Here is a 24,420-nt window from a genome sequence, read left to right as displayed (position 1 = left end):
AGGGATGAGCAAATGGCAAGAAAAAGCAGAAAACAAATTGCAGTCGAAGAGCCGGTTATCGAACCTGTTTCTTCCGAGGTCTTCTCAACAGCCATCTATGCCCGTCTTTCCGTTGAAAACAGCGGCAAGTCCGAAAAGGTGGATGTCATCGCAAATCAGATTGAGATTTGCAAGTCCTACATTGCAGAGCGTCCCTACCTGAATCTGATAGATACCTATGTGGACAACGGACGAACAGGAACGGTTTTTGATAGACCGGAGTTCAACCGGCTGATGAACGACATCCGCACCGGCAGGATCAAGTGCCTTGTAGTTCGTGATCTCAGCCGGTTCGGGCGTGACTACATCGAGGCTGGAACCTATCTGGAACGGGTTTTTCCGCAGATCGGGCTTCGGTTTATCGCTATCAAAGAGAACTACGACAACTTTGATACGGACGGCTCCGGCGAAAGCCTCATCATCCCTCTGCAAAACATGATCAACACCCTTTACTCGAAGGACATCTCCCGCAAGGTTTCTACTGCGCTCAAAGCACAGATGGAAAGTGGAGAGTTCAAGAAGCGCAATCTCCCGTATGGTTATCGCTGGGATGAAGAACACAGCAATATGGTTTTCGATGAAGAAACCGCACCGATTGTCCAGAAGATTTTCCAATGGAAAATTGAAGGATTGTCCCTTCCTGCGATTGCAGACCGGCTTGATGCAATGAACGCGCCCAATCCGGAGTTTCAGAAGTATCAGGTCGGCGTCCGCACAGGCAATGCTACGGCAAAGAAGATTTGGAACAAGTCTTCACTCACTACCATTCTGGATAATCCCCATTACGTCGGAGATACCGTTCTCGGACGGACGCTGAACGCCATCTACAAGGGCGTCAAGAATCAGCATATCGACCGCGAGGAATGGATTGTTTTTCCCAATACTCACGAGGCGATTATTTCCCGTGAGGACTTCCAAAAGGTACAAGAGCTGCGCGACGCTGCTGCAAGGACAAGGATTGAGAAGATGGAGCGCACGGAGAAAATCCGTGCTACACTGATCAATCTCTTTGAAGACAAAATCGTCTGCGCAGACTGCGGCAGGAAGCTCTATTTCCATCGCAAGCGCGTTGACAAGCGTAAGGACGGCGCATGGTACGCCTTCTATGAGTGCAGTTCATCCGTCAAGCGCGGCAATCTCTGTACGCCACACTATACGCGGCAAGACAAACTCGAAGCCGATGTGCTTGCGGCGATCCAGCTTCAAGTCAAGGCGGCTCTCAATTACGACAAGCTGCTTGCCAAGCTGAGAAACAGCGAAGGTGAACGCAGCATCCGCGATCAGCAGAACGCGCTCATTACAAGCGTGAATCTGAAACTCAGCGGTATTTCCAAGAAGCGTACCCGTCTCTATGAGGACTTCACGGAAGGCATTCTCGATGAAGAGGAATACGCCTTTGCCAAGAAAGCCTACGATGAGCAGTATGCCGACCTTTCCCGGCGGTTGGATGAAGCGGTTCAGCGGAAGGTGAAGTTTGCCGAAGCAATGTCCGAGGACAACAAGTGGCTCACGCTGATGAAATCCGTCAGCGGTGCAGAAAAGCTCTCTCAGGATTTGGTTGACGAGTCCGTAGAGCTTGTGAAAGTCCATGATGACGGATCAATCGAGTTGGTCATGAAATACGGCGATATTTACGCTCTGACCGTACAGAGTGTCAAGGAAGTTCAGGAGGCGATGTAAATGAGCAAGGAATACAACATCGGCATCTACATCCGCCTCTCAATGGCTGATGAAGATACCGGCTATGGCAGCAAGGCGGAAAGTGACAGCATCGGCAACCAGCGTATGCTCATCAATCGCTTTCTCGACAATCATCCGGAGCTGTCTCACTGTCAGCGGTCTGAGTTTGCGGATGACGGTTATACCGGCACGAACTTTCACCGTCCTCAGTTCACGCAGATGATGGAGAAGGTCAAGCGCGGCGAAATCGATCTGATCTGCGTCAAAGACTTTTCCCGCTTTTCTCGTGACTACATTGAAACGGGAAACTATCTGGAATGCACTTTTCCATTCATGGGCGTCCGCTTTATTTCCATCAACGACGGCTATGACAGCGACGATTACAAAGGCACAACGGGCGGTCTGGAAGTGGTTATGCGCAGCATCATCTACGCCGCATACAGCAAAGACCTCTCCGTAAAGACCACATCGGCAAAAATCCAGATGATGAAGCAAGGCAAGTATGTCGGTGGCTACGCTCCATACGGCTACGTCCTGCATCCCACCATTCGGAACAAACTTGCCGTAGACCCGGAGGCGGCTGATGTGATCCGTCGTATCTTCCGCGAGGCTCTGGAAGGCAGCAACACCTCTCAGATTGCCCGCAGCCTGAATGATGACGGCATCCAGACGCCGGGGCAATACTTCAAGAACAAGCATCCCGACAAGAAGAAGTTCAGTAACATGAGCGAGAAAATCAGTTGGGAAACCGTGATGGTCTATAACATTCTCAAGAACCTTGTTTACACCGGAACACTGGTCAGCCGCAAAATGAAGTCCTGCGGTGTCGGCTCAAAAAAGCGTGTTGTCAATGAGCCGATTATCGTAGAAGGAACGCATGAAGCGATTATCAGCAAGGAAGACTTTGAGCTTGCTCAGAAGGTCATTCGAGGCGGAGGACGGAATCCCACGCGCAAGCAGCATGACTATCCGCTCAAGGGACTCGTCCGCTGCGGTAACTGTAAACGTGCTATGACACGCCGAAAGAACAAGGCTGGCATTCGATACTTCCAGTGCATTCACTCGGTCAACAACGGAAACACAGACTGTCCGGTTGGCAGGAGCTTTCCGGAAATGGATATTGAGAAGGTTGTCTTCCATGCTCTTACTCAGTTTCTTGCTTTGGCACAGAAGGAAGCAGTCCAAAATCGAGAGGTCGGTGATCTACGGAAATCTGCCATCAAGGAATGTGCTGAGAAAATCCGGATTCTTCAAAAGCAGAACGAGCAGCACAAGGCGTCCAAGTTGAGGCTCTACGAAAAATACGCAGCCGGAGGTATCACGAAGAAAGCGTACCTTCAGCAAAAGGCGGCAACGGACGCGAAAATTGCTGAAAACGACGAAGCAATTCAGCACAGTCACGAACGGATGAAAGAGCTTGACTCCGAGACCTCTTGTTCGGACGAAAAGCTGGATGCTGTCTGCGATCAGTATGCCGACTGCAAAGCTCTGACCTATGAGCTGACCCACGCATTCATTTCTGCGGTCTACATTTACGATCTCGACAACATAGAAATCGTCTGGAAGTTCAAGGACTTCCTCACTACATCAGAAGGAGAAGCCAAATGAAAGTATTTCTTTATATCCGCGTTGCCTGTGCGGATCAGCTTGCGGCAGCAAGCCAGCGTGAAGAGCTGGAACGCTATGCGAAGGATAAGGACTATGAGGTAGCTGCTGCGGTGGCAGCAGACGGCATCTCCGGCGTCCATACGGAAGGCATCATGAACTTCCTGCTGAATGAAGCCAAGCGTCAGGGCATCGGCACGATTCTCACCCGTGACACCTCACGGATCAGCCGGGACACTTCCTCTTTCATGAGATTTGAGCGAAAGTTCAGAGAGAATGGCATACGGTTCGAGTATCTGTCCAAGCCTGACAACGAGCTTCCGGTCACTCCGATGATGGAGGCATTTGCGGCGGCGTATAAGAAACGTCGCACAAAGAACGGCAAAAGAGCATAGAGAAAACGCAAGCCGTTCACGGGTGGTTGTCCACCTATGAACGGCTTGTAAATTCTCAAAATTTTTTTAGTCCCTACTTGACACAAGAAGACCTGTCCCGGCTGGGACGCAACCAGCTCCACACGGGGCTGTACATCGAGGAACGCTTCCCCATGTTCGGCGTCCGCTACATCGCCATCAACGACAATGTGGACACCGACCGGAGTGAGAGCACGGAGCTGATGCCCTTCAAGAACCTATTTAACGAGTGGTTCATCCGGGACACCAGCCGGAAAATCCGGGCGGTGCAGCGGGCCAAGGCAGAGCGCGGGGAGCGGCTGGGCACCAGAGCGCCCTACGGCTACCGCAAAGACGAGCAGGACCGCAAGAAGCTGGTGGTGGACGAGGAGGCCGCTGCCGTGGTGCGCCGCATCTTCGCCCTGTGCGCCGCCGGGCAGGGACCCAGCCAGATCGCCCGGCTGCTGAAGCGGGAACAGGTGCTATGCCCCACGACCTACGCTTACAAAACCTTTGGCGTTGCCCATAGCAGTCTGAATTTGAATGATCCCTATGGGTGGTCTGACAGTACGATTGCCAACATGCTGGAGAACGAGATCTACCTTGGCAACACCATCAACCTCCGGTACAGCACTCGTTCCTACAAGGACAAGCGGAAAATTGAACATCCCAGGGAAGAGTGCATGGTGCTGGAAAACACCCACCCCGCCCTGGTGAGCCGGGAAGTCTGGGATATCGTCCAGCAGGTACGCCAGCACAAACGGCGGCCTACCAAGATGGACGAGCAGAACAAGTATTCCGGGCTGGTGGTGTGCGCCGACTGCGGGAGTACCATGGTGCTCCACCGCGCCCATACCATGAGCCGGTCCTACAACCACTTCACCTGCCGGACCTACAAGAAGGACGTCACCCTCTGCACCGCCCACTATATCCGGGAGTGCATACTGGATGACGTGGTCCTGGAGGATCTGCGGCGGGTGACAGCGATGGCCAGGGAGCACACCCAGGAGTTTGCCGCGTACATCGGCAGCAGGCAGTCCGCGGAGATCCGCAAAGAGGCGCGCGGGTTGGAACGGGAACTGACTGCTATGAAGAAGCGGAGCAGGGAGCTGGACAGCATCTTCAAGCGGCTCTATGAGGACAGCGTCCTGGGGCGGATCACAGCAGAACAGTTCCAGACACTCTCCAGCAGCTACACCCAGGAGATGGAAGTGCTGAACAGGGCCATCCCGGAAAAGGAAACTGCCATCCAGAGGCTGCGGGAGCAGGTGTCCGGCACAGACCACTTTATCTCTCTGGCAAAGCGGTACACAGACATCCAGGAGCTGACACCGGAGCTGCTTCGGCTGTTCATCCGAAAGATCGTGGTACACGAAAAGGATGTGAGGTGGAGCAAGCACGCTCAGCAGACGGTGGAAATTCACTATAACGACATTGGCTGTGTGGAACTCACCCAGCCGGAAGTTCAGTCCACCACCAAGGGTGCGTGAGACAAAAAGAAGTCCCCGGCAGATACTGCCGTAGCAATATCTGCCGGGGGTTCAGACATCTGCAAAGTTACCCCTGTCAGGGGGCACCCGACGGCCTCCCGCTTTTTTATTGGCCCGAAATGTGCTATACTGCTCTTCGACCAAGCAGAAAGGAGGTGAGCGGAATAGACGCGCTCATCGTCTGGATGGCGGAACATCAGGTGATCTGCGCCTGGTTCACTTCCATCGTCCGCTTTGTATTTCCCATATTGGCGCTGCTCATCCTCATCCGCACCATCCGCTCCCTGCTGACGGTGCCCTGCCTGCCCGAGGTGTGGGCCTATCTCACCCTGCCCAACGGCGCCCAGGAGCCCCTGACCCACTGGGAGAACATCCTGGGCCGGGGCGGCAACTCCGACGTGATTCTGAACTACCCCGTGGTGTCCCGGCAGCACGCCGCCCTCATCCGCAACGAGGACGACACCTGGACCGCCTATGACCTGGATTCCAAGGGAGGCGTTACCGTCAACGGCAAGGAGATCGACGGGGCGGCCGAGGTGCGCTACGGCGATGTGCTGGCCCTGGGGGGCGTGGAGACGGTGCTTCTCCCCCTGTCCCCGGAGGAAAAGGCCAAGCGGCGGGAGAACCGCCGCCGGTCCCGGCCTGTGTCCCCCTGGCTGGGCCTGGTGTTCCTCACCATCTTCCAGGTGCTGGCCGCCCTCCAGCTCACCATCAGCGAGGGGGACGGGGCCACCCCCATCATTCCCTTCACCTTCCTGCTGCTCATGGGCGTGATGTGGCTCTACTTCCTGGTGCTCCGGGCCACCGGCCGGGTGGGCTTTGAGATGGAGACCATCGCCTTTTTCCTGTCCACCCTGTCCCTGTCCATCACCTGCTCCTCCAACACAGGAGCGCTGTTCAAGCAATTCCTGTGCGTGGTGCTGGGACTGATCCTCTTCCTGGTGCTGGGCATCTTCCTGCGGGATCTGGACCGGGCCAAGAAGATCCGCTGGCTGATGGCGGGAGCGGCCATCGTGCTGCTGAGCCTGACGGTGGTGCTGTACGCCGCCGGGCTCACCTCCGCCAAGTACGGCGCGGCCAACTGGCTGAGCATCGGCGGCATCTCGGTGCAGCCCTCGGAGATCGCCAAGATCTGCTATATCTTTGCCGGCTCGGCCACCCTGGACCGGCTGTTCCGCAAGCGGAACCTGGGGCTGTTCATCGTCCTCACCGGCGTGTGCCTGGCCTGTCTGGCCTATATGAGCGACTTCGGCACTGCGGCCATCTTCTTCATTACCTTCCTGGTCATCGCCTACCTCCGCTCCGGCGACTGGGCCACCCTGGCCCTCATCTGCGGCGGCGGTGTGTTCGCCGTGCTCACCATGCTGTCGGTGAAGCCCTATATCCTCAACCGGTTTGCCACCTGGGGCCACGCCTGGCAGAACGCCTCGGTGGGCAGCGGCTACCAGCAGACCCGCACCATGTCGGCCGCCGCCTCCGGCGGCCTGGTGGGCGTGGGCCCCGGCGAGGGCTGGCTCCACAATGTGGCCGCCGGTGATACCGACCTGGTGTTCGGCATGCTGTGCGAGGAGTGGGGGCTCATCATCGCCGTGCTGGCGGTTCTGGCCGTCCTCACCCTGGCGGTGTTTGCCGTCCGGGCCAGCCGGGCGGGCCGGTCCAGCTTCTATATCATCGCCGCCTGCGCCGCCACCTCCATGATGGTGTTCCAGACCTGCCTCAACGTGTTCGGCGCGGTGGATATCCTGCCCCTCACCGGCGTCACCTTCCCCTTTGTGTCCAACGGCGGCACCGCCATGATCGCCTCCTGGGGCCTGCTGGCCTACCTGAAGGCCACCGATACCCGTCAGAACGCCAGCTTCGCCATCCGCCTGCCCTCCCGGAGGGAGGATCGGGGCGGCGCCCGGCTGGCCCCCAGAAAGACGGAAGAATGGGAGGCTCCAGATGAAGAAGATTGAAAAACGGACCTTCCTCTGCCTGCTACTGGCCATCGCCCTGCTGGCGGGCACCGGCTTTTTCGTCCTCCGCTTTGTGCTCTACGGCGGGCGGTGGGCCTCCTTCTCCGCCAACCGGCACCTGTACAACAGCCAGGGCCAGCTGGCGGTGGGCCGGGTGCTGGACCGGGACGGGGACGTGCTGTCCTGGGTGGATGAGGACGGGAACCGGAAGTACTATGACGGCGCCACCGTCCGCAAGGCCACCCTTCACGCCGTGGGGGACGCCCAGGGCCGCATCGGCACTGGGGCCCTGGTGGCCTTTGCCGACAAGCTGTCCGGCTACAACCTGTTTACCGGGGCCTACTCCCCTCTGGGGACGGGCAACGACCTGTACCTCACCATCGACGCCCGGCTCAACTACATCGCCTATGAGGCCCTGGGAGGCAAGAAGGGGACGGTGGGGGTGTACAACTACAAGACGGGCGAGGTGCTGTGCATGATGTCCTCTCCCACCTACGATCCCCTGGACCCGCCGGAGGACGTGGAAAACGATCCGGCCTATGAGGGCGTGTACCTCAACCGCTTTCTGTCCGGCACCTTTCCGCCGGGCTCGGTGTTCAAGACGGTGACCCTGGCCGCCGCCATCGAGAACATCCCCGACCTCTTTGACCGCACCTGGACCTGCACCGGCTCCACCGACGTGGGGGGCGAGGCCATCACCTGCCCCCATGCCCACGGGGAGATGGACATCTACGGCGCCCTGGCCAACTCCTGCAACGGGGTGTTTGCCCAGCTGGCCGCCGAACTGGGCCCGGAGGTCATGAAGCAGTACACCGAAAAGGCGGGGCTCACCTCCTCCTACAGCGTCAGCGGCCTGCATACCGCCGCCGGAAAGTTCGACTTCTCCGGTACCACCGGCCAGCTGGGCTGGGCGGGCGTAGGCCAGTACAATGACCTGGCCAACCCCTGCGCCATTATGGTGTACATGGGGGCCATCGCCCAGGGGGGCAAGACGGCGGTGCCTCAGCTGGTGCTCAAGACGGAGACTCCGCTGGGTCTGCCCTCCCTGCCCACCCTCACCGGGCACACCAAGTCCCTGGTCAATTCGGACACGGCGGAGACCATTGCCGACATGATGGCAAGCAACGTCACCGAGACCTACGGCGCCGGCCGGTTCCCCAACATGGACATCTGCGCCAAGAGCGGCACCGCCGAGGTGGGGGGCGGCAACTCCCCCCACGCCTGGTTTGCCGGGTTCCTGCGGAACGAGGACGCTCCCTACGCCTTCGTGGTGCTGGTGGAGAACGGCGGCTCCGGCTCCGACGTGGCGGGCACCGTGGCCGCCAAGGTGCTGGACGCCCTGGTCAACGGATATTAAAACAGAAGGGAGCGCCCCGGAGGGCGCTCCCTTCTTCTTCATTCTCCGGCCAGCAGATCGCACTGCTCCGGGTGCTCCCCGAACCACTTTTTGGCGTAGGAGCAGGTGAGCTGGGCCTTCATCCCCCGCTGCCGGAGCTGGTCCGCGGCGGCCTGCACCAGCTTGCCCGCCGCCCCCTGGCCCCGGCGAGAGGGGTCCACGAAGGTGTGGTCGATGTCCGCCACGCCGGGACGGACCTCCGGGAAGGTGATTTCCGCCACCAGGCGGCCCTCCTCATTGTCCAGCCAAATGCGGCCGTCGGTCTGCTGAAAGTTCATGATATGCCTCCTTTTGTTGAATTTTGATTCTTATGGCGAGGGCGGGTGCGGATCGAACACACCGGGACGGGAACGCCGTCCCCAACGGTTTTGAAGACCGCGGGGCTCACCAGATACCCTTCCGCCCCCATATGGAGGGAGGTCACAGAAATCTGCGGCCCTCCCCGATTTGTTTTGTCACGCCGGTCTTGTCCCAGTACTCCAGCAGCATCAGGGCGTACTTCCGGGACACCCCCAGTGTATCCCTGGCCTGGGCCAGGGTAAATACCCCGGTGCCGAACTGCCCCTTCAGCTGGTCCAGCCCCGACCGCAGACAGGCGGCGTGGACCCGGAAACCCTTGCATACCACCGCCAGATCGCCCCGGTCGGTGAGGGCCCGGCGGGCCAGCTTCAAAGCCTGGCCCCTGCCGGGAAAGGCGGTTTCCACCGCCTTATCTTCCTGGGGACACAGGCCCGCCCGGCGGTAAAAGTCCTCCAGATCCCCTTCCAGAGGATCGGCGGGCCGGGCGGGGGCGGGCAGATGCAGTTGGGCCAGAAAGCCCTCCGCCGCACTTTTGGGCAGGCCGGGAAACAGCCGGTCCCGAATGGCGGCGGCCTCCAGCCCCTGCCCTTGCAGGTCCAGCGCCCTGGCCCGATACCCGGCCAAGGCGGCGGCGGATAAAAACCAGCCACTCCCCTCGGCTGCGCCCATGGCCCGATAGGGAGCCGGGTCCCTGGGATGAATGGGGGTATCTCCTGCCTCCTCCAGCCGCCGGGCGGCAATGGCCAGCGGGTCGCCGGAGGCCCGGATGGCCAGCCCCTCCAGCCGGTCGGGGTCCTTCCGGCCCCGCCGGGGGGGATGGGTCTCCAGAATGGTGCCGCCCCCCAGGGTGGCCAGAGGGGAGAAGAACCGCACCACGAACCGGTCCCCCTCCAGCGCCGCCAGCGGCTGGTCCAGCCGCAGCTGGGCAAAGCCGGTCTCGCCGGGCTGGAGCACATCCCGGCCCAGCAGCACGCACCGGCAGACCACCGCCCGGGCCCCGTGGTGGAGGTGGAGGCGGGAGTTGTTTTTGACGGGATAGGGGGAATCGGGCAGCAGGGTGAGGGACACGTCCATTTGATCCGTGACCTCCAGGGCGCCGGGAAGGGCCAGGGTCATGCCCCGGGCCGCATCCTCCGCCTTGACCCCCGCCAGATTGACTGCCGCCCGGACGCCGGGGGGCAGCTCCGCCCCCTTCACCCCGTGGCGCTCCAGGCCACGGACCTTGGCGGTCAGATCCCCCGGCCACAGCCGCAGCTCCATGCCCTGCCGGATGGCCCCGCCGGTAAGGGTGCCGGTGACCACCGTGCCGCTGCCCGCAATGGAAAATACCCGGTCGATGTGGAGCCGCGGGGAGCCGGTGAGCACAGGGGGAGGCAAAGCGTCGGCCTGGGCGTCCAGGGCGGCCAGCAGCTCGGTCAGGCCCTGGCCGGTAAGGGCGGATACCGCCACTACCGGGGCCCCTTCCAGAAAAGTGCCTTTCACCAGGGCAGCGATTTGCTGGCGCACGCCCGGCTTTTCCCCCAGGTCCGCCCGGGTCAGGGCCACCACGCCCCCTTTGAGGCCCAGCAGGGACAGGATGGCCAGGTGCTCCCTGGTCTGGGGCATGGGTCCCTGGTCGGCGGCAATGGCAAAGAGGACCAGATCCATGCCGGCGCAGCCGGACAGCATGGTGGGGATGAACTTCTCGTGGCCGGGCACGTCCACGATGCTCGCCTCCCGGCCGCTGGGCAGGGTGAGGGGGGCGAAGCCCAGCTCGATGGTCAGCCCCCGGCGGCGCTCCTCCGCCAGCCGGTCGGTGTCCACCCCGGTGAGGGCCTTCACGAGGGCGGTCTTGCCGTGGTCCACATGGCCCGCAGTGCCCAGGATCATGGCTGTTCCCCCTTCCAGCGGGCGAGGGCGGCGGCGATGACCGCCTCATCCCCCGGCAGCAGGGTGCGCACGTCCAGCAGCAGCTTTCCTTTGTGGATGCGGCCGATGACGGGGACTTCCCACCTCCGGAAAAACCGCTCCAGCTCCTCCGCCGGGGTGAGGGCCGCTGCCCAGCCGGGGAGGGATACCCCGGGCATGGAGCCGCCCCCGGCTTCCCCGGGGCTCTCGATCACCTCGCAGGGGCACAGGGGGGCCAGCAGGACCGCCAGCTCCTCCGCCCTTCTGCGCAGGCTCGCCCTGTCCGCCCCCAGCATGGCCGCCGCCGGAGGCAGGATCCCGTCCCGCCAGTCCATCAGTGTGGCCTCCAGGGCGGCCAGGGACAGCTTGTCCAGCCGCAGGGCCCGGGCCAGAGGGTCGGACTTGATTCTGGCAATCAGGTCCGCCTTGCCCAGCAGGATACCCGCCTGGGGCCCGCCCAGCAGTTTGTCGCCGGAGAAGCACACCACGTCCGCCCGGCGCACCGCCTCTTCCACCGTGGGCTCCCCGGAGAAGGGACCGGCGTCCAGGGCGCCGCTGCCCAGGTCGCACAGCAGGAGGGCCTGTTTCTCCCTGGCCAGCGCTCCCAGCTCGGGCAGCTCCGCCGCCTGGGTGAAGCCCACCACCTTGAAGTTGCTGGGGTGGACCTTCAGCAGGGCCTGGGCCGCCCCGGAGTCCAGGGCGGCGGCGTAGTCGGACAGACGGGTCTTGTTGGTGGTGCCCACTTCCACCAGCCTGGCCCCGCTGCGGGCCATGATGTCGGGCACCCGGAAGGAGCCGCCGATCTCCACCAGCTCCCCCCTTGAGATGGCCACCCCCAGCCCGGGGGTGAGGACGGACAGCATCAGCAGCACCGCCGCGGCGTTGTTGTTGACCACGTAGGCCCCCTCCGCCCCGGTGAGCTCTTTCAGCAGTCCCTCCACCCGGCCGGTGCGTCCTCCCCGGGCCCCCCGGTCCAGGTCGTACTCCAGGTTGCAGTAGCCCGCCGTCACCGCCCGGACGGCCTCCGCCGCCCGGGGAGAGAGGGGTGCCCGGCCCAGGTTGGTGTGGAGGGGCACGCCGGTGGCGTTGACCACCCGGGTGAGGCCGGGCCGGGCCAGGGCCCGGGCCAGCTCCAGGGTGCGGGCGGCAGCCTGCTCCGCCGTGGGGGCGGCTTCCAGTGAGCCGGCCAGAAGGGCCTGCCGGGCCTCCTCCAGGGCCTGCCGGGCCGCCCGCCGCACCAGCGCATAGGGCAGGCCGCAGCCCGTCAGCTCCTCCCGGGCCAGCAGCACATCCATTTTCGGCAGGCCGGACAGCCCCTTTCCCGCCATGACACACACCTCATTTCCCGTGGTTTCTTTTGCAGTATACCATATTTCAGCAAACGGTAGCGTATAAACTTTATGGTTTTCAGAAAAACCCTTGCAAATTGCTCCAAGAAAAGGAATAATTGAAGTTGACAGATAAGAGCCAAAACAGGTATCATCAAATTGTGAAATAATTGACGATATGATTTGGCGTTGAGAAAAGGAGTGACTGACATGCGGGTGTTTGAGACACATGTACAGGAACTGAAAAACGACGTGCTCCGCTCGGTGGCCAAGCTGGCCTGGGCGGACGACCTGCAGAGCGGGATCCTGGATATTCCTGAGCAGATTATTCCCGGACCGGAGGCCAAGATGCGCTGCTGCATCTATAAGGAGCGGGCCATCATCAGCCAGCGGGTGAAGGTGGCCATGGGCGGCGACCGGACCAACCCCAACCTGGTGGAGGTGCTGAGCATCGCCTGCGACGAGTGCCCGGTGACCGAGATCTCCGTGGGCCCCTCCTGCCGGGGCTGTATCGCCACCCGCTGCGTCCACGCCTGCCCCAAGGACGCCATCACCGTGGTGGACCGGAAGGCCCAGATCGACCACAAGAAGTGTATCACCTGCGGCAAGTGTGTGGCCGCCTGCCCCTACGGCGCCATTGAAAAAAAGACCCGCCCCTGCGAGCGCAGCTGCAAGGCGGGCGCCATCTCCATGGGGGAGGACAAGAAGGCCTTCATCGATCCCAACAAGTGTACCTCCTGCGGCGCCTGCGTCTACCAGTGCCCCTTCGGCGCCATTATGGACAAGTCCTTCATCGTGGACGCCATCCAGATGCTCCAGGGCGCCGACAAGTGGGGCTTCCACGTGTACGCCGCCGTGGCGCCCTCCATCGCCGGCCAGTTTGCCCCCGCCGACCTGGGCCAGGTGGTCACCGGCCTGAAGATGCTGGGCTTCTACGACGTGGTGGAGGTGGCCCTGGGTGCCGACATGACCGCCAAGCATGAGGCGGTGGAGCTGGAGGAGAAGGGCATGCTGGCCTCCTCCTGCTGCCCGGCCTTCGTGGACTTTGTGGAGAAGAACTTCCCCGACCAGGCCCACCTGATCTCCTCCACCCCCTCGCCCATGATCATGGCCGCCCGGAACATCAAGAAGAAGGACCCCTCCGCCAAGGTCATCTTCATCGGGCCCTGCGTGGCCAAGAAGAAGGAGGTCAAGCTGGGCAAGACCATGCGGGCGGTGGACAGCGCCCTCACCTTCGAGGAACTGTACGCCATGTTTGAATCCCGGGATATCGACGTGTCCAAGCTGGACTTTGCCGACCTGGACCAGGCCAGCGGCTTCGGCCGGTCCTTTGCCCGCAGCGGCGGCGTCACCGCCGCCGTGAAGGAGGCCCTGGCCGAGCGGGGCAGCAAGTTTGAGGTCAAGCCCATGCCCTGCAGCGGGCTGGAGGCCTGCAAGCTGGCCTTCCTGAAGGTGGCCAAGGGCATCGGCGACTTCAACTTCATTGAGGGTATGGCCTGTGAGGGCGGCTGCGTCCAGGGCCCGGCCCAGCTCATCCGCTCCCCCAAGAACCAGGGCGACGTGGACCGCCATGCCAAGCAGGCGGAGGGCCGCACCATCGAGGAAGCGGTGGCCGCCGCCGAGGGCGATTCCCCGGTGGAGGAAGAGTAACATCCAAACAGAGCGCCCCGCCGGTAAAAACCGGCGGGGCGTTTTTTTTTAAACGGGCAGCAGAGCGCTGGCGATATTGAAGTAAACTACCAGGGAGATGGCGTCCACAATGGTGGTGATCAGGGGGGCGGCCATAATGGCCGGATCGGCCTTGCAGAACTTGGCCGCCATGGGCAGAATGCCCCCCACCGTCTTGGCCAGCAGCACCGTGACGAACAGGGCGGCGGCTACGGTGAGGGCGGTGGCGGTCTGGCCCGGATAGGTGAGCATGAGCCGGACATAGTTCACCGCGCTGAGGGCGGCGCCTACCAGCAGGCTCACCCGCAGCTCCTTCCAGAAGACCCTGCCGAAATCCCGCAGCCGGATCTCGCCCACCGCCATGCCCCGGATCACCAGGGTGCTGGACTGACTGCCGGCGTTGCCGCCGGTGTCGGTGAGCATGGGGATAAAGGTGACCAGCAGAGGCATGGTGGAGAAGGCCGCCTCGTACCGGCCCAGAATGCCGCCGGTGATCATGCCGGACACCATCAGCACCAGCAGCCACACGATGCGGTGTCGGGCCAGGGTAAATACCCCAGTCTTGAGATAGGGCTTCTCCGAGGGGGCCATGGCCGCCATCTTCTCAAAGTCCTCGGTGGCTTCCTCCTCCAGCACGTCCATGCCGTCGTCCACGGTGACGATGCCCACCAGACGGCCCTCCCGGTCCACCACCGGCAGGGAGAGGAAGTCGTACTTCATCAGCCGGGCCACCGCCGCCTCCTGGTCCTCGCCGGTCTCGGCGGTGATCACGTCGGTCTCCATCAGCTCGGCCACCAGGGCCTGGTCGGCGGCCAGCAGAAGCTCCCGGATGGTGACCACGCCTTCCAGCCGCCGGGCGGCGTCGGTGACGTAGCAGGTGTAGATGCTCTCCGAATCCGCTCCCGTTTTGCGGATGTGGGCGATGGCCTGAGCCACCGTCATGCTCTTTTTCAGGTCGGTGAATTCGGCGGTCATGATGCTGCCCACCGAGTTCTCCGGATAGTTGAGGAACTGGTTGATGAGCCGCCGGGTGTCCGGCCGGGCGGCCTGGAGCACCCGCTTCACCACCCCGGCGGGCAGCTCCTCCAGCATATCCACTGCGTCGTCCACCCACAGGTCCTCCACGATGGCTGACAGCTCCTGGTCGGTGGCCGCCTGGATCAGGGCCTGCTGGTCCTCCGGCGGCAGGTCGGAAAACACCTCCGCCGCCAGCTCCTTGGGCAGCGTCCGGAAGACGGCCAGCATCTCCGGCCGGTCCAGTTCCTCCAGCAGCTCCGCCAGATCGGCGGGATGCTCCTCCGCCAGCACCCCCCGCAGGGCGTGCATATCCCGGCGCTCCAGCAGATCCCGCAGCGCCTCCAAAGTCAGATTCTGTTTCATGGTTCGCTCCTCCTGTCGTTGAAATACAGCGAGGAAGTGACCAAAACAGGTACGCCGCGGCAGAGCATCCGGGTCAAAGACCCGGACGCCCCCCGCGGCGGAGCGCACCGATATGGGAACAGACAGCCGGGCCCCGCCCGGCGTCCCCCAAATTACAGGGAAAACCAGGCGGCGCCGGATCGGTCCCACAAGGGGAGCTCACAGCCCGCGTTGGTACTTCGTCCGCATTGGTCCACCTGATTTTCCTCCTTTTTCCTATTGATTTGCTGGCCTTTCGGCCGCTGTTTGAGGATAGCATATATTTTTTGAATTGGCAACCCCAAACCGGTTTTTTTATGGTACAATCAAGAAAAAAGCGGGAGGAGCCGCCCTATGAAACCCAGTCCCACCTGATGGAGAGAGCACAGCCAGGCGCTGGTATTCCAGCGCCTGGCTGTCTTGTCCAAAAACAGGAAAGGATTTGCGGTTCATGAAACGAAATATTGCGCTGATGTACGCCATAGCCCTGCTCCAGGGGATGGTGTTTTATGCGCCTGTGGCCACCCTCTGCCGGCAGGCCCACGGCCTGAGCATCTTCCAGATCACCCTGATCGAGAGCGTCTCCCTGGCCCTGTGTATCCTGCTGGAGGTGCCCTGGGGGGCGGCCGCCGACCGGATGGGCTACAAGCGGACCATGGTGTTCTGCTGCACCCTCTATTTTGCGTCCAAAATCGTATTCTGGCAGGCGGACGGATTTGGCTGGTTTCTGGCCGAACGGATGCTGCTCAGCGTGGTGACGGCGGGGCTGTCCGGGGTGGATGCCAGCATCCTCTACCTCTCCTGCGGCGAGGGGGAGAGCCACCGGGTGTTCAGCGTGTACAGCGGTCTGCAGACCCTGGGCCTGCTGCTGGCGGCCCTGGTATTTTCTCTGTGGATCGGGGAGCGGTACGACCTGGCCGGGCTGCTGACGGTGCTCAGCTATGGGGCTGCCGCCGCGCTGTCCCTGGGACTTGCCGAGGTGAGGGGGACGACGCCCCGTCGGGCGGGGCGCTTCCGGACGGCGGCGGGGCAGGTGCTGAAAGACCGGCGGCTGATGGCCCTCCTGATCGCCGCCGGGCTGCTGACCGAGACCCATCAGGCGGTCACCGTCTTTCTCAACCAGCCCCAATATCAGCGCTGCGGCATGGGGAACGAGAGCATCGGCCTGGTCTATCTTGCCGCCGCCCTCCTGGGCCTGACCGGAGTGTTTTCCGCCCGGCTGACCCGGAGGCTGGGGGAAAGACGGACGGCCCGGCTGCTGTTCGGCCTGGCGGCGTTGTCCTGCCTGGCCCTGGCCGGCACCCGGAGCGCCCCCCTGTCTGTGGCCTGGGTTCTGCTCCTGCGGGTGGGAAACAGCCTGTTCCAGCCCCTCCAGCTGGAGCTGCAGAACCGGCAGATCACCACGGAGGACCGGGCCACCGCCCTGAGCGTGGGAGCCATGGTGATGGACGGCGTGGGGGTGGGGGCCAATCTGGCGTTCGGGGCAGCGGCAGAGCTCACCCTGTCTGCCGCCTTCCTGCTGGGCGCAGGCCTGTGCGGCGTAGGGCTACTGCTCTTTTGCCTGTGGGGCAGCCATTTTTCAATATAAAAATTGGGTCCCGTCTCTAAAGAGGCGGGACCCAATTTTATGTTCTTGCTCAGTCGGCTTTGCGCTGACGGATCTCCTGGATCATCAGGGGGAGGACCTTGGCCACATCTCCCACGATGCCCACGTCGGCCACGTCGAAGATGGGGGCGTCCTCATCCTTGTTGATGGCTACCACGTAGCCGGAGCCGCTCATGCCGGACACGTGCTGGGTGGCGCCGGACACGCCGCAGGCGATGTACAGGGCGGGAGCCACGATCTTGCCGGACTGGCCCACCTGGTGGGCACGGGAGACCCAGCCGTCCTCGATGGCGGGACGGGTGGCGCCCACCACGCCGCCCAGCAGATCGGCCAGCTCCTCCACCAGGGCGAACTGCTCCTTGGAGCCCATGCCCCGGCCGCCGGTGACGATGACCTTGGCCTCCTCCAGGTTGACGGCCTCGGAGATCTCCTTCACCGCCTCGGCCACCTTGACCTTCACCGCGTCGGCGGGCACCTGAAGGTCCACCGGGGTGACGGCGCCGGCCTGGCCGGCCTCCGGCTTGGTAAAGGCGCCGGAGCGGGTGGTGGCCACCACAGGCAGGGTGTCCACGGCCACGTCATTGAGAACGGTGCCGCCGTACAGAGGCACGGTCCACACCGGGGTGTCCCCGTCCCAGGTCAGGGCGGTAGCGTCCTGGACGCTGCCCAGGCCCAGACGGGCGCACAGCCGGGCAGTCATCTCACGGCCCAGCGGGGTGTTGCCCGCCAGCACCGCGGCGGGATTGTACCGGGCGGCCAGCTGCTCCAGCGCCCAGGTAAAGGCGTCGGCCGCGCCGTCAGTGTAGTCGCCGCCGGTGACGGTGACCACGCCGTCAGCCAGGGGGGCCGCCTTCTCCGCTGCGTCCTTGTTGTCCGTGCCCATCAGCACGGCCAGAACCTGTCCGCCGGTGTGCTGCGCCAGAGCGCGGGCAGGGGTGAGGCACTCCAGCCCCACGTTCAGGGCCTTTCCGTCCTTTTGCTCCAGAAAGACCAGAATATCCTTACGATTTCCCCAATCCATACCGCTCTCTCCTTTACAGCACCTTGGCGTCCGCCATCATGGCAATGGCCTTGGCGACGGATTCCTCACAGGTCTCCTCTTTGATCTTCACGCCCGCCTGACGCTTGGCCGGCTCGTACACCTTCACCACATGGCTGCCGGCGGCGCCGGGAGCCACACCGCCCAGGGCGGCGGCGTCCAGAGCGGGAATGGGCATCTTCCGGGCGGCCAGCTTGCTCTTGATGGTGGGGTAGCGGGGGTCATAGGGGGGCTTGTTCACCGTGACCACGCAGGGCAGGGGGGCGTCCACCAGACGGTAGCCCTCCTCGGTCTCCTGCTTGGCCTGCACGCCGGCGCCGGTCTGCTGGATATCCACCAGATCGGTGACCACGCCCACGCCCAGAGCCTCGGCCAGCTGGGGACCCACCTGTCCCTCGGCCTTGTCAGTGGCCTCACGGCCGCAGAAAATCAGATCAAAGGGCTTGCCGGCGTCGGCCTCCAGTTTGCGGATGGCGGCGGCCAGGATCTTGCTCTTGCCCAGGCTGTCGGCGCCCTCAAAGGTGGGATCGGTGACCAGATAGCCCTGATTGGCGCCCACGGCCAGGCAGGTCTTTACCGCGTCCTTGGCCCCCTCGGGACCCACGGTGATGGCGGTGATATTGCCGCCCACCGCCTCCTTCAGACGGGTGGCCATCTCCAGGGCGTAGGTATCAAAGGCGTTGACTACGGGGGTGACACCGTCCAGGTTCACCTCCTGGGTGCCGGGCTTCAGGTGGATCTCCACCGAATCGTCGGGCACCTGCTTGAGACATACCAGAATTTCCATGTTCCTTCGCTCCCCGCCTTAGAATTTGCCGATGGTGTTGTTGGCCACCACGATGCGCTGCACCTCGTTGGTGCCCTCAAAGATCTGGAAGATCTTGGCGTCCCGCAGCAGCTTCTCCACGGGGTACTCGCGGCTGTAGCCGTAGCCGCCGAACATCTGGATGGCCTCGGAGGCAACCTCCATGGCGATGTCGGAGGCGTAGCACTTGGCGATAGCGGACTCCTTGGTGTAGGGCAGGCCCTTGTCCATCAGGGTCAGGGAGTGGGCCACCATCTGACGGGCGGTCTCGATCTTGATGGCCATGTCGGCCACCTTGAACTGGAGGGCCTGGTTCTTCAGCACGGGCTTACCGAACTGGATACGCTCCTTGGTGTAGGCGATGGCCTCCTCCATGGCCCGCTGGGCGATACCGGTGGCCACGCAGCCCATCCAGGTCCGGGCCTGGTCCAGGGTCTTCATGGCGATGGAGAAGCCCTTGCCCTCGGCGCCGATCAGGTTGGAGGCGGGGATGCGGCAGTCCTCGAACACCACGTCGCAGGTGTTGGAGGTGCGGATGCCCATCTTGTCCTCCTCGTGGCCGGTGGACAGGCCGGGGGTGCCCTTCTCCACGAAGAACATGGACATGCCCTTCACGCCGGCGGACTTGTCGGTCATAGCGGTGACGCAGTAGAAGGAGGCGATGCCGCCGTTGGTGATGAAGCACTTGCGGCCGTTGAGGATGTAGCTGTCGCCGTCCTTCACGGCGGTGGTCTTGCCGGCGCTGGCGTCGGAGCCGGCGCCCGGCTCGGTCAGGCAGAAGGCGCCGAAGCCGCCGTCCACGATCAGCTGGCAGGCACGCTTCTTCAGCTCCTCACTGCCGGCGATCAGCACGGGCTTGGTGCCCAGGCCGCTGGCGGAAATGGTGGTGGCGAAGCCGGCGTCGGCCTTGGCCATCTCCTCGAACAGAGCGGCCACGTCCACACGGCTCAGGCCCATGCCGCCGTACTCCTCGGGCACTTCCAGCATGTGCAGCTGCATCTCGATGGCCTTGTCGTAGATCTCCTTGGGCCACTCGCCGGAGCGGTCGTACTCCTTGCACTGCTCCTTGACTTCCTTCTCACAGAACTCCTTAACGGCGCCCAGCAGCTCCTGAGCCTCTTCCGAAATCAGATATGCCATGACGGGTTCCTCCTTATGTAATATTTATAATATATGATGTGGAATGGAATAGACGAAGTTACAGCTTGTAGCACACCTTGCCGGGGTTGAGCACCATGTTGGGGTCAAAGACTTCCTTGATGCCCTTCATCAGACGCATGCTCACGGGGCCCACCATCTGGGCCAGGTAGTCCATCTTGCCGTGGCCGATGCCGTGCTCGCCGGAGATCAGGCCGCCCAGCTCGGTGGCCTTGGCGTAGGCCTTCTCCATGAAGTCGGCCACCTGCTTCTCGAACTCGGCCAGCTCCATGTCGTTGGAGCAGGTGTAGATGTGCAGGTTGCCGTCGCCGGCGTGGCCGAAGCTCTTGACCTCGAAGTCGTAGTTCTGGGCGATCTCCTTGATGTAGGTGACATAGTGGGCGATCTGGTTCACGGGCACCACCACGTCGCACTCGTCCAGCAGCTTGGTGTTGGCCTCGATGGCCTCCAGGAAGGTGGAACGGGCGGCCCAGGCGTCCTTCTTCAGCTGGGGCGTGTCGGCCACCAGCACATCCAGAGCGCCGGCCTCCAGCACCACCTCGGAGGCCTGCTCGATGATCTCGGTGAGCTGGTCCTCGTTCTCGCCGTCGAAGGTGATCAGCAGATAGGCGTTGACGTCGGAGCCCTCGAAGGTCTGGGGGAAGGTGCTCTTGCCCAGGTAGCTCTCGGACAGACGGACGATCTCCCGCTCCATGAACTCCAGAGCCTGGGGGTGGAGGTTGGCCATCATCAGCTTGGGCACGGTGGCGATGCAGTCCTCCAGGTTCTCGTACAGCACCACCAGGCTGATGACCTCCTTGGGGGCGGGGATCAGCTTGAGGGTGAGCTCGGTGATGATGCCCAGCGTGCCCTCGGAGCCGATCATCAGGTTGAGCAGGGAGTAGCCGGAGCTGGTCTTGGACACGCTGGCGCCCAAATGGACGATCTCGCCGGTGGGCAGGACCACGGTCATGGCCCGCACATAGTCCCGGGTGGCGCCGTACTTGACGGCCCGCATGCCGCCGGCGTTGGTGGCCACGTTGCCGCCCAGGGTGGCGAACTTCTCACCGGGATCGGGGGGATACAGGAAGCCCTGCTTGGCCGCGTCCTCAGCCAGGTCGTTGAGCAGCACGCCCGCCTGGACCCGGACCACCATGTTCTCGGTGTCGTAGGAGAGGATCTTGTTCATCTTGGTGGTGGACAGCACCACGCCGCCGTGGATGGCCACGGCGCCGCCGGTCAGGCCGGTGCCGGCGCCCCGGGGGGTGACGGGCACGCAGTTGTCGTTGCACAGCTTCATGACGGCGGCCACCTCTTCGGTGGTCAGGCACTCCACCACCACCTCGGGCATGGCCTTGCCGTAAATGGGCATCTCATCGTGGGAGAAGTCCTCGTTGATGTCCCCGTTGACGCTGACCCGGCCGGGCACGGCGGCCTTCAGGGCTTCGATCAGCTCCGGGGTGACCTTGTTGTACTGGCTCATAAAAATGCTCCCCTTTTTATTGAAATCATATGTTAGGATAGGGTACTTACTTACGGACGATCACCGACACGCCGTCGGGGATGACGGTGATGGGGCTGTCGGCCCTGCCCAGCAGCTGGTCCGCCAGGGCGATGGCGGCGGGCAGGTCGGGCGCCCAGTGCAGATGCATGGCCTCCACCATCTCCCGGGGGGCCTGGGTGACCATGATGACGGGGTGCTGGAGGAGCACCCGGCACAGGATCTGGGCCTCCCACTGGTCGGGGATGGTGCGGTCGCTGGGGGTGGCCAGGAACCGGTCCATGATCTTCTGGTTGTCCGGCTCATTGGCGAAGGTGTCGTAGAAGGACTGGCCGCCGTGGCCGTCGCTGCAGGCGGACACCATGATGATGACGCCGCCGGGGGCGCAGGTGGCTTCCGCCGCCGTCATGCCCTTCACCGACTGGTACAGGTTCTGGTCCAGGGGATAGCCCCCGTTTGTGGTGATGACGATGGGAGCGGGGATCGCATCCACGCCGGAGAGCTGGTCCACGAAGGCGCACCCGGAACGGTGGGCCTGGTCAAAGTGTCCGGCAAAGGCGGCGATCACATGCTTGTCAGCGTCGATGACCACATTGCAGATAAAAGCCAGCTTGGCCTGCTGGGCGGCGTACAGCATGTCCCGGTGAATGGGGTTGCCGTCCAGGATGCCGGTGCGGGCGTAGGGACTGTCGATAAAGGCGGAACAGTGGTTGGCCAGCACGGTCTCCCGGCTGGACACACCGGGCAGCACGCTCTTGCGGCCGCCGGAGAACCCGGCGAAGAAGTGGGGCTCGATGAAGCCCTCGCCCACCAGCAGGTCGGCCTCCGCCGCCACCTTGTTGATGAGCAGCTCGCCGCCGGAGGGCAGGGTGCCCAGATGGACCATATCCTCCTTCTTGCCGCTCATATGGATGACGAAGCGCAGCCCGGAGTGGCGGTAGAGCTCCTCGCCGTACTTGTCCAGCAGCTCGGCCTCAGTGGTGGGCCGGTGGAAGCCGGTGGCCACCAGCACGGTGATTTCGGCATCGGGGCTGCCGGCGCGGATCTCCGCCACCAGCTCGGGCAGGATCACCTTGCTGGGTACGGGGCGGGTGTGGTCGCTGCTGAGGATGACCACCTTGTGCTTACCGGCCGCCAGCTCCCGCAGACGGGGAGAGCCGATGGGGTTTTCCAGGGCCTGCCGCACCAGCTCCGACTGACCGGCCTTGGCCTGATAGCTGTGGGCCTTGGACTGGAGCACGCCGGCCAGCCGGCTGTCAGGGATGTCGGCCGTAACGTGTTCACGGCCGAAGGGCAATGTGATTTGGGCCATATGCCGTTCCTCCTTATATTGTTGCTCCGGTCACAGGACCAGGGCCATCAGCGGGTGGGCCAGCAGAGAGATCAGACCGAACACCACCACAAACAGGATGTAATATCCGATGGATTTCCGCAGGATGATACTCTCCTGCCCCACCGTATCGGTGGCGGCAGTGGCGATGGAGATGCTCTGGGGGGAGATGATCTTGCCTGCCGTGGCGCCGATGGTGTTGGCGGCCACCAGCCAGGTGGCGTCCATGCCCAGAGCGGTGGCGGTCTCAGCCTGGAGGCCGCTGAACAGCACCGAGGCGGAGGTGGCGCTGCCGGTGACGAAGGTGCCGATGGAGCCGATGAGCGGCGCCACGATGGGGTAGCAGGATCCGGTGACCGCCACCAGGAAGGCGGCAATGTCGCTGGTCATGCCGCAGTAGCCCATGATCTTGGCCGCCGCCAGGATGGAGACCAGGGTGATGATGGTCTTGGACATCTGCTTCAGTGTGGCCCACAGCACCTGCCCCATGACGGACAGGCTGGCCTTCTGCAGGGCCCCGCCCAGGAAGGCGGCAATGAAGATCAGCACGCCGGGGGTGTTGACCCAGGAGAAGCTATAGGGACTGGCACCCTCGCCGGAGTAGATGAGCACGTCGCTCTTGATGGCCGCCAGCACATTGTGGATGGGGGGCACCAGGCTGGAGGTGACCAGCAGGAACACGAAGATCAGAATGAAGGGGGACCAGGCCAGTACGCCGGACCTGACGGTGAGACCGGCCTGCCCCTGGAGCTTGGGCAGGGCGTATTCGGCGGGAGGCTCACCCTTCAGCAGCTTGGACAGGAGGATGGTCACCACCATGCACACCACCGAGCCGGTAACCGCCGGCAGCTCCGCGCCTACGTACTTGGCGGTGAGGAACTCGGGAATCACAAAGGCCAGGCCGGAGCCCAGAGCCACCGGCCAGACCCCTTTCAGGGACTTGAGCCCGCCGCCGGTCATCATCACCATCAGCAGGGGGGTAAGCACAACCATCAGGGCCAGCTGGAGGACCACCACCACAGCGGTGGGCCCCGCTTCCAGACCCGCCACTGAGGCGGCGGTGATGGTGGGGATGCCGATGGAGCCGAAGGCGGTGGGGGTGGCGTTGGCCACCAGACACACCAGAGCGGAGAAGATGGGGTCAAAGCCCAGGCCGCACAGGATGCCGGCGGGGATGGCCACCGCGGTGCCGAAGCCCGCCATGCCCTCCATGAAGCCGCCGAAGCCCCAGGCGATGAGAAGCACCAGCACCCGCTTATCCCGGGTGACCGCGGTCAGCATGCCCTTGATCTGCTCCATGGCCCCGGTGCGCACCGTCAGATTATAGGTGAACACCGCCGCCACGATGACCAGCGAAATGGGCCACAGGGCCATCAGAGCCCCCTCCAGACCGCCGGTAAAGACTTCCATTCCCGGACTTTTCCAGTAAAAAAGCGCCAGTAAGACCGTAATTACCAGCGCCAGGGGACAAACCTGATAAGCGGGGCGCTTCCATACGCTCAAAGCCAGAGCTAACCAAAGAATGGGAAGCAGAGCAAGCAAGAACCGCAGAAACACATCCATACACTCCTTCGTGTTGATACGCTGCCACAGCTATGGTAGTACCAAAGATAAAACCTATACGCACCCGTTTGCTTTTTCCAAGAGCAATATTATGCGCGTAAAGTACAAATGTCAAGGGAAGAAGCCCTCAAAAATGGCAAATAGACTAAATTTGTATGAGTGCATAACTTTTCCATAGGGTTTTTTGTGCAACTTTGGACCCACCAGTTTTGCGAATTGGAACTACCTTTACAAGCTGTTGCCCGCTGTGATATAATATCCACAGAATGACAAGCTGACTGCAATGATCTGGAAAGGAAGG

18 protein-coding genes and 1 tRNA gene are annotated in these 24,420 nt (G+C 62.8%); 8 read left to right on the top strand and 11 right to left on the bottom strand.

The window, feature by feature from the left end; translation table 11 throughout:
* Nucleotides 1–12: 12 nt before the first annotated feature.
* The 6 genes from E0E41_RS09795 to E0E41_RS09770 all read left to right on the top strand — a co-directional run bounded on the left by E0E41_RS09795 (nucleotide 13) and on the right by E0E41_RS09770 (nucleotide 8,518).
* A complete protein-coding gene (locus E0E41_RS09795; protein WP_130869765.1) occupies nucleotides 13–1,719 on the top strand; it encodes a recombinase family protein in 1,707 nt (568 codons plus the stop codon).
* A complete protein-coding gene (locus E0E41_RS09790) occupies nucleotides 1,720–3,327 on the top strand; it encodes a recombinase family protein (RefSeq protein ID WP_130869764.1) in 1,608 nt (535 codons plus the stop codon).
* Complete coding sequence (locus E0E41_RS09785; protein WP_130869763.1) at nucleotides 3,324–3,719, top strand: recombinase family protein; 396 nt, start codon at nucleotides 3,324–3,326, stop codon at nucleotides 3,717–3,719. Before E0E41_RS09790 ends, E0E41_RS09785 begins: the two co-directional genes overlap by 4 nt.
* A gap of 77 nt (nucleotides 3,720–3,796) precedes the next feature.
* Nucleotides 3,797–5,206 (top strand): DUF4368 domain-containing protein, encoded by a 1,410-nt coding sequence (locus E0E41_RS09780; protein WP_242623751.1) that lies wholly within the window; start codon nucleotides 3,797–3,799, stop codon nucleotides 5,204–5,206.
* A 155-nt stretch (nucleotides 5,207–5,361) separates the two neighbouring features.
* Entirely contained in the window at nucleotides 5,362–7,161 is a 1,800-nt protein-coding gene (locus E0E41_RS09775; protein WP_368019913.1) for an FtsW/RodA/SpoVE family cell cycle protein, read from the top strand.
* Nucleotides 7,148–8,518 (top strand): penicillin-binding transpeptidase domain-containing protein, encoded by a 1,371-nt coding sequence (locus E0E41_RS09770; protein ID WP_130869762.1) that lies wholly within the window; start codon nucleotides 7,148–7,150, stop codon nucleotides 8,516–8,518. The genes E0E41_RS09775 and E0E41_RS09770 overlap by 14 nt, the downstream gene beginning before the upstream one ends.
* Nucleotides 8,519–8,556: 38 nt before the next feature.
* Here the strand turns inward: E0E41_RS09770 and E0E41_RS09765 are convergent, their stop codons facing one another.
* The 4 genes from E0E41_RS09765 to selA form a co-directional block, all read right to left on the bottom strand.
* Nucleotides 8,557–8,835, bottom strand: coding sequence for a GNAT family N-acetyltransferase (locus tag E0E41_RS09765; RefSeq protein WP_130869761.1), 279 nt, complete (start codon nucleotides 8,833–8,835; stop codon nucleotides 8,557–8,559).
* A 33-nt stretch (nucleotides 8,836–8,868) separates the two neighbouring features.
* Nucleotides 8,869–8,964: transfer RNA gene (locus E0E41_RS09760), tRNA-Sec, on the bottom strand.
* Between the two features lie 13 nt (nucleotides 8,965–8,977).
* Nucleotides 8,978–10,726, bottom strand: coding sequence for a selenocysteine-specific translation elongation factor (gene selB, locus E0E41_RS09755; protein ID WP_130869760.1), 1,749 nt, complete (start codon nucleotides 10,724–10,726; stop codon nucleotides 8,978–8,980).
* Nucleotides 10,723–12,072 carry an L-seryl-tRNA(Sec) selenium transferase gene (gene selA, locus E0E41_RS09750; RefSeq protein ID WP_130869759.1) on the bottom strand — a complete coding sequence of 450 codons (1,350 nt, stop codon included), beginning with the start codon at nucleotides 12,070–12,072 and terminating at the stop codon, nucleotides 10,723–10,725. The genes selB and selA overlap by 4 nt, the downstream gene beginning before the upstream one ends.
* Nucleotides 12,073–12,282: 210 nt before the next feature.
* On the opposite strand from selA, the gene E0E41_RS09745 reads away from it, so the two are divergent.
* Entirely contained in the window at nucleotides 12,283–13,722 is a 1,440-nt protein-coding gene (locus E0E41_RS09745) for a 4Fe-4S dicluster domain-containing protein (protein ID WP_130869758.1), read from the top strand.
* Between the two features lie 48 nt (nucleotides 13,723–13,770).
* On the opposite strand, the gene mgtE is transcribed toward E0E41_RS09745, so the two are convergent.
* A complete protein-coding gene (mgtE, locus tag E0E41_RS09740; protein WP_130869757.1) occupies nucleotides 13,771–15,120 on the bottom strand; it encodes a magnesium transporter in 1,350 nt (449 codons plus the stop codon).
* Nucleotides 15,121–15,589: 469 nt separating this feature from the next.
* Here mgtE and E0E41_RS09735 point away from each other — a divergent pair, with 469 nt between their 5' ends.
* A complete protein-coding gene (locus tag E0E41_RS09735) occupies nucleotides 15,590–16,726 on the top strand; it encodes an MFS transporter (RefSeq protein WP_130869756.1) in 1,137 nt (378 codons plus the stop codon).
* Between the two features lie 49 nt (nucleotides 16,727–16,775).
* Here E0E41_RS09735 and E0E41_RS09730 read toward each other — a convergent pair whose 3' ends face one another.
* From E0E41_RS09730 to E0E41_RS09705, 6 genes are read right to left on the bottom strand one after another with little or no spacing between them, the layout of a single operon-like run.
* Nucleotides 16,776–17,765, bottom strand: coding sequence for an electron transfer flavoprotein subunit alpha/FixB family protein (locus E0E41_RS09730; RefSeq protein WP_130869755.1), 990 nt, complete (start codon nucleotides 17,763–17,765; stop codon nucleotides 16,776–16,778).
* Between the two features lie 13 nt (nucleotides 17,766–17,778).
* Nucleotides 17,779–18,570: an electron transfer flavoprotein subunit beta/FixA family protein gene (locus E0E41_RS09725; RefSeq protein ID WP_130869754.1), complete on the bottom strand. Its 792-nt coding sequence runs from the start codon at nucleotides 18,568–18,570 to the stop codon at nucleotides 17,779–17,781.
* An 18-nt stretch (nucleotides 18,571–18,588) separates the two neighbouring features.
* Entirely contained in the window at nucleotides 18,589–19,728 is a 1,140-nt protein-coding gene (locus tag E0E41_RS09720) for an acyl-CoA dehydrogenase family protein (protein ID WP_130869753.1), read from the bottom strand.
* Nucleotides 19,729–19,786: 58 nt separating this feature from the next.
* Entirely contained in the window at nucleotides 19,787–21,208 is a 1,422-nt protein-coding gene (locus E0E41_RS09715; RefSeq protein WP_130869752.1) for an FAD-binding oxidoreductase, read from the bottom strand.
* Between the two features lie 46 nt (nucleotides 21,209–21,254).
* Nucleotides 21,255–22,538 carry a nickel-dependent lactate racemase gene (gene larA / locus E0E41_RS09710; protein ID WP_130869751.1) on the bottom strand — a complete coding sequence of 428 codons (1,284 nt, stop codon included), beginning with the start codon at nucleotides 22,536–22,538 and terminating at the stop codon, nucleotides 21,255–21,257.
* 30 nt (nucleotides 22,539–22,568) lie between these two features.
* A complete protein-coding gene (locus tag E0E41_RS09705; protein WP_368019912.1) occupies nucleotides 22,569–24,119 on the bottom strand; it encodes an L-lactate permease in 1,551 nt (516 codons plus the stop codon).
* Between the last annotated feature and the right edge of the window lie 301 nt (nucleotides 24,120–24,420).

Source organism: Intestinimonas massiliensis (ex Afouda et al. 2020) (assembly GCF_900626285.1).
Classification (GTDB): domain Bacteria; phylum Bacillota; class Clostridia; order Oscillospirales; family Oscillospiraceae; genus Flavonifractor; species Flavonifractor massiliensis_A.
Note: the sequence above shows the minus strand (reverse complement) of the source record. Positions and strands in the feature narration are given on the sequence as shown.

Bases quoted from the DNA above. Each gene is read 5' to 3' on its own strand.
- E0E41_RS09725 (WP_130869754.1), bottom strand. From the start codon at position 18,570: ATGGAAATTCTGGTATGTCTCAAGCAGGTGCCCGACGATTCGGTGGAG.
- E0E41_RS09790 (WP_130869764.1), top strand. From the start codon at position 1,720: ATGAGCAAGGAATACAACATCGGCATCTACATCCGCCTCTCAATGGCT.
- E0E41_RS09705 (WP_368019912.1), bottom strand. From the start codon at position 24,119: ATGGATGTGTTTCTGCGGTTCTTGCTTGCTCTGCTTCCCATTCTTTGG.
- larA (WP_130869751.1), bottom strand. From the start codon at position 22,538: ATGGCCCAAATCACATTGCCCTTCGGCCGTGAACACGTTACGGCCGAC.
- selB (WP_130869760.1), bottom strand. From the start codon at position 10,726: ATGATCCTGGGCACTGCGGGCCATGTGGACCACGGCAAGACCGCCCTC.
- E0E41_RS09770 (WP_130869762.1), top strand. From the start codon at position 7,148: ATGAAGAAGATTGAAAAACGGACCTTCCTCTGCCTGCTACTGGCCATC.
- selA (WP_130869759.1), bottom strand. From the start codon at position 12,072: ATGGCGGGAAAGGGGCTGTCCGGCCTGCCGAAAATGGATGTGCTGCTG.
- E0E41_RS09735 (WP_130869756.1), top strand. From the start codon at position 15,590: ATGAAACGAAATATTGCGCTGATGTACGCCATAGCCCTGCTCCAGGGG.
- E0E41_RS09730 (WP_130869755.1), bottom strand. From the start codon at position 17,765: ATGGATTGGGGAAATCGTAAGGATATTCTGGTCTTTCTGGAGCAAAAG.
- mgtE (WP_130869757.1), bottom strand. From the start codon at position 15,120: ATGAAACAGAATCTGACTTTGGAGGCGCTGCGGGATCTGCTGGAGCGC.
- E0E41_RS09715 (WP_130869752.1), bottom strand. From the start codon at position 21,208: ATGAGCCAGTACAACAAGGTCACCCCGGAGCTGATCGAAGCCCTGAAG.
- E0E41_RS09765 (WP_130869761.1), bottom strand. From the start codon at position 8,835: ATGAACTTTCAGCAGACCGACGGCCGCATTTGGCTGGACAATGAGGAG.
- E0E41_RS09745 (WP_130869758.1), top strand. From the start codon at position 12,283: ATGCGGGTGTTTGAGACACATGTACAGGAACTGAAAAACGACGTGCTC.
- E0E41_RS09720 (WP_130869753.1), bottom strand. From the start codon at position 19,728: ATGGCATATCTGATTTCGGAAGAGGCTCAGGAGCTGCTGGGCGCCGTT.
- E0E41_RS09785 (WP_130869763.1), top strand. From the start codon at position 3,324: ATGAAAGTATTTCTTTATATCCGCGTTGCCTGTGCGGATCAGCTTGCG.
- E0E41_RS09795 (WP_130869765.1), top strand. From the start codon at position 13: ATGGCAAGAAAAAGCAGAAAACAAATTGCAGTCGAAGAGCCGGTTATC.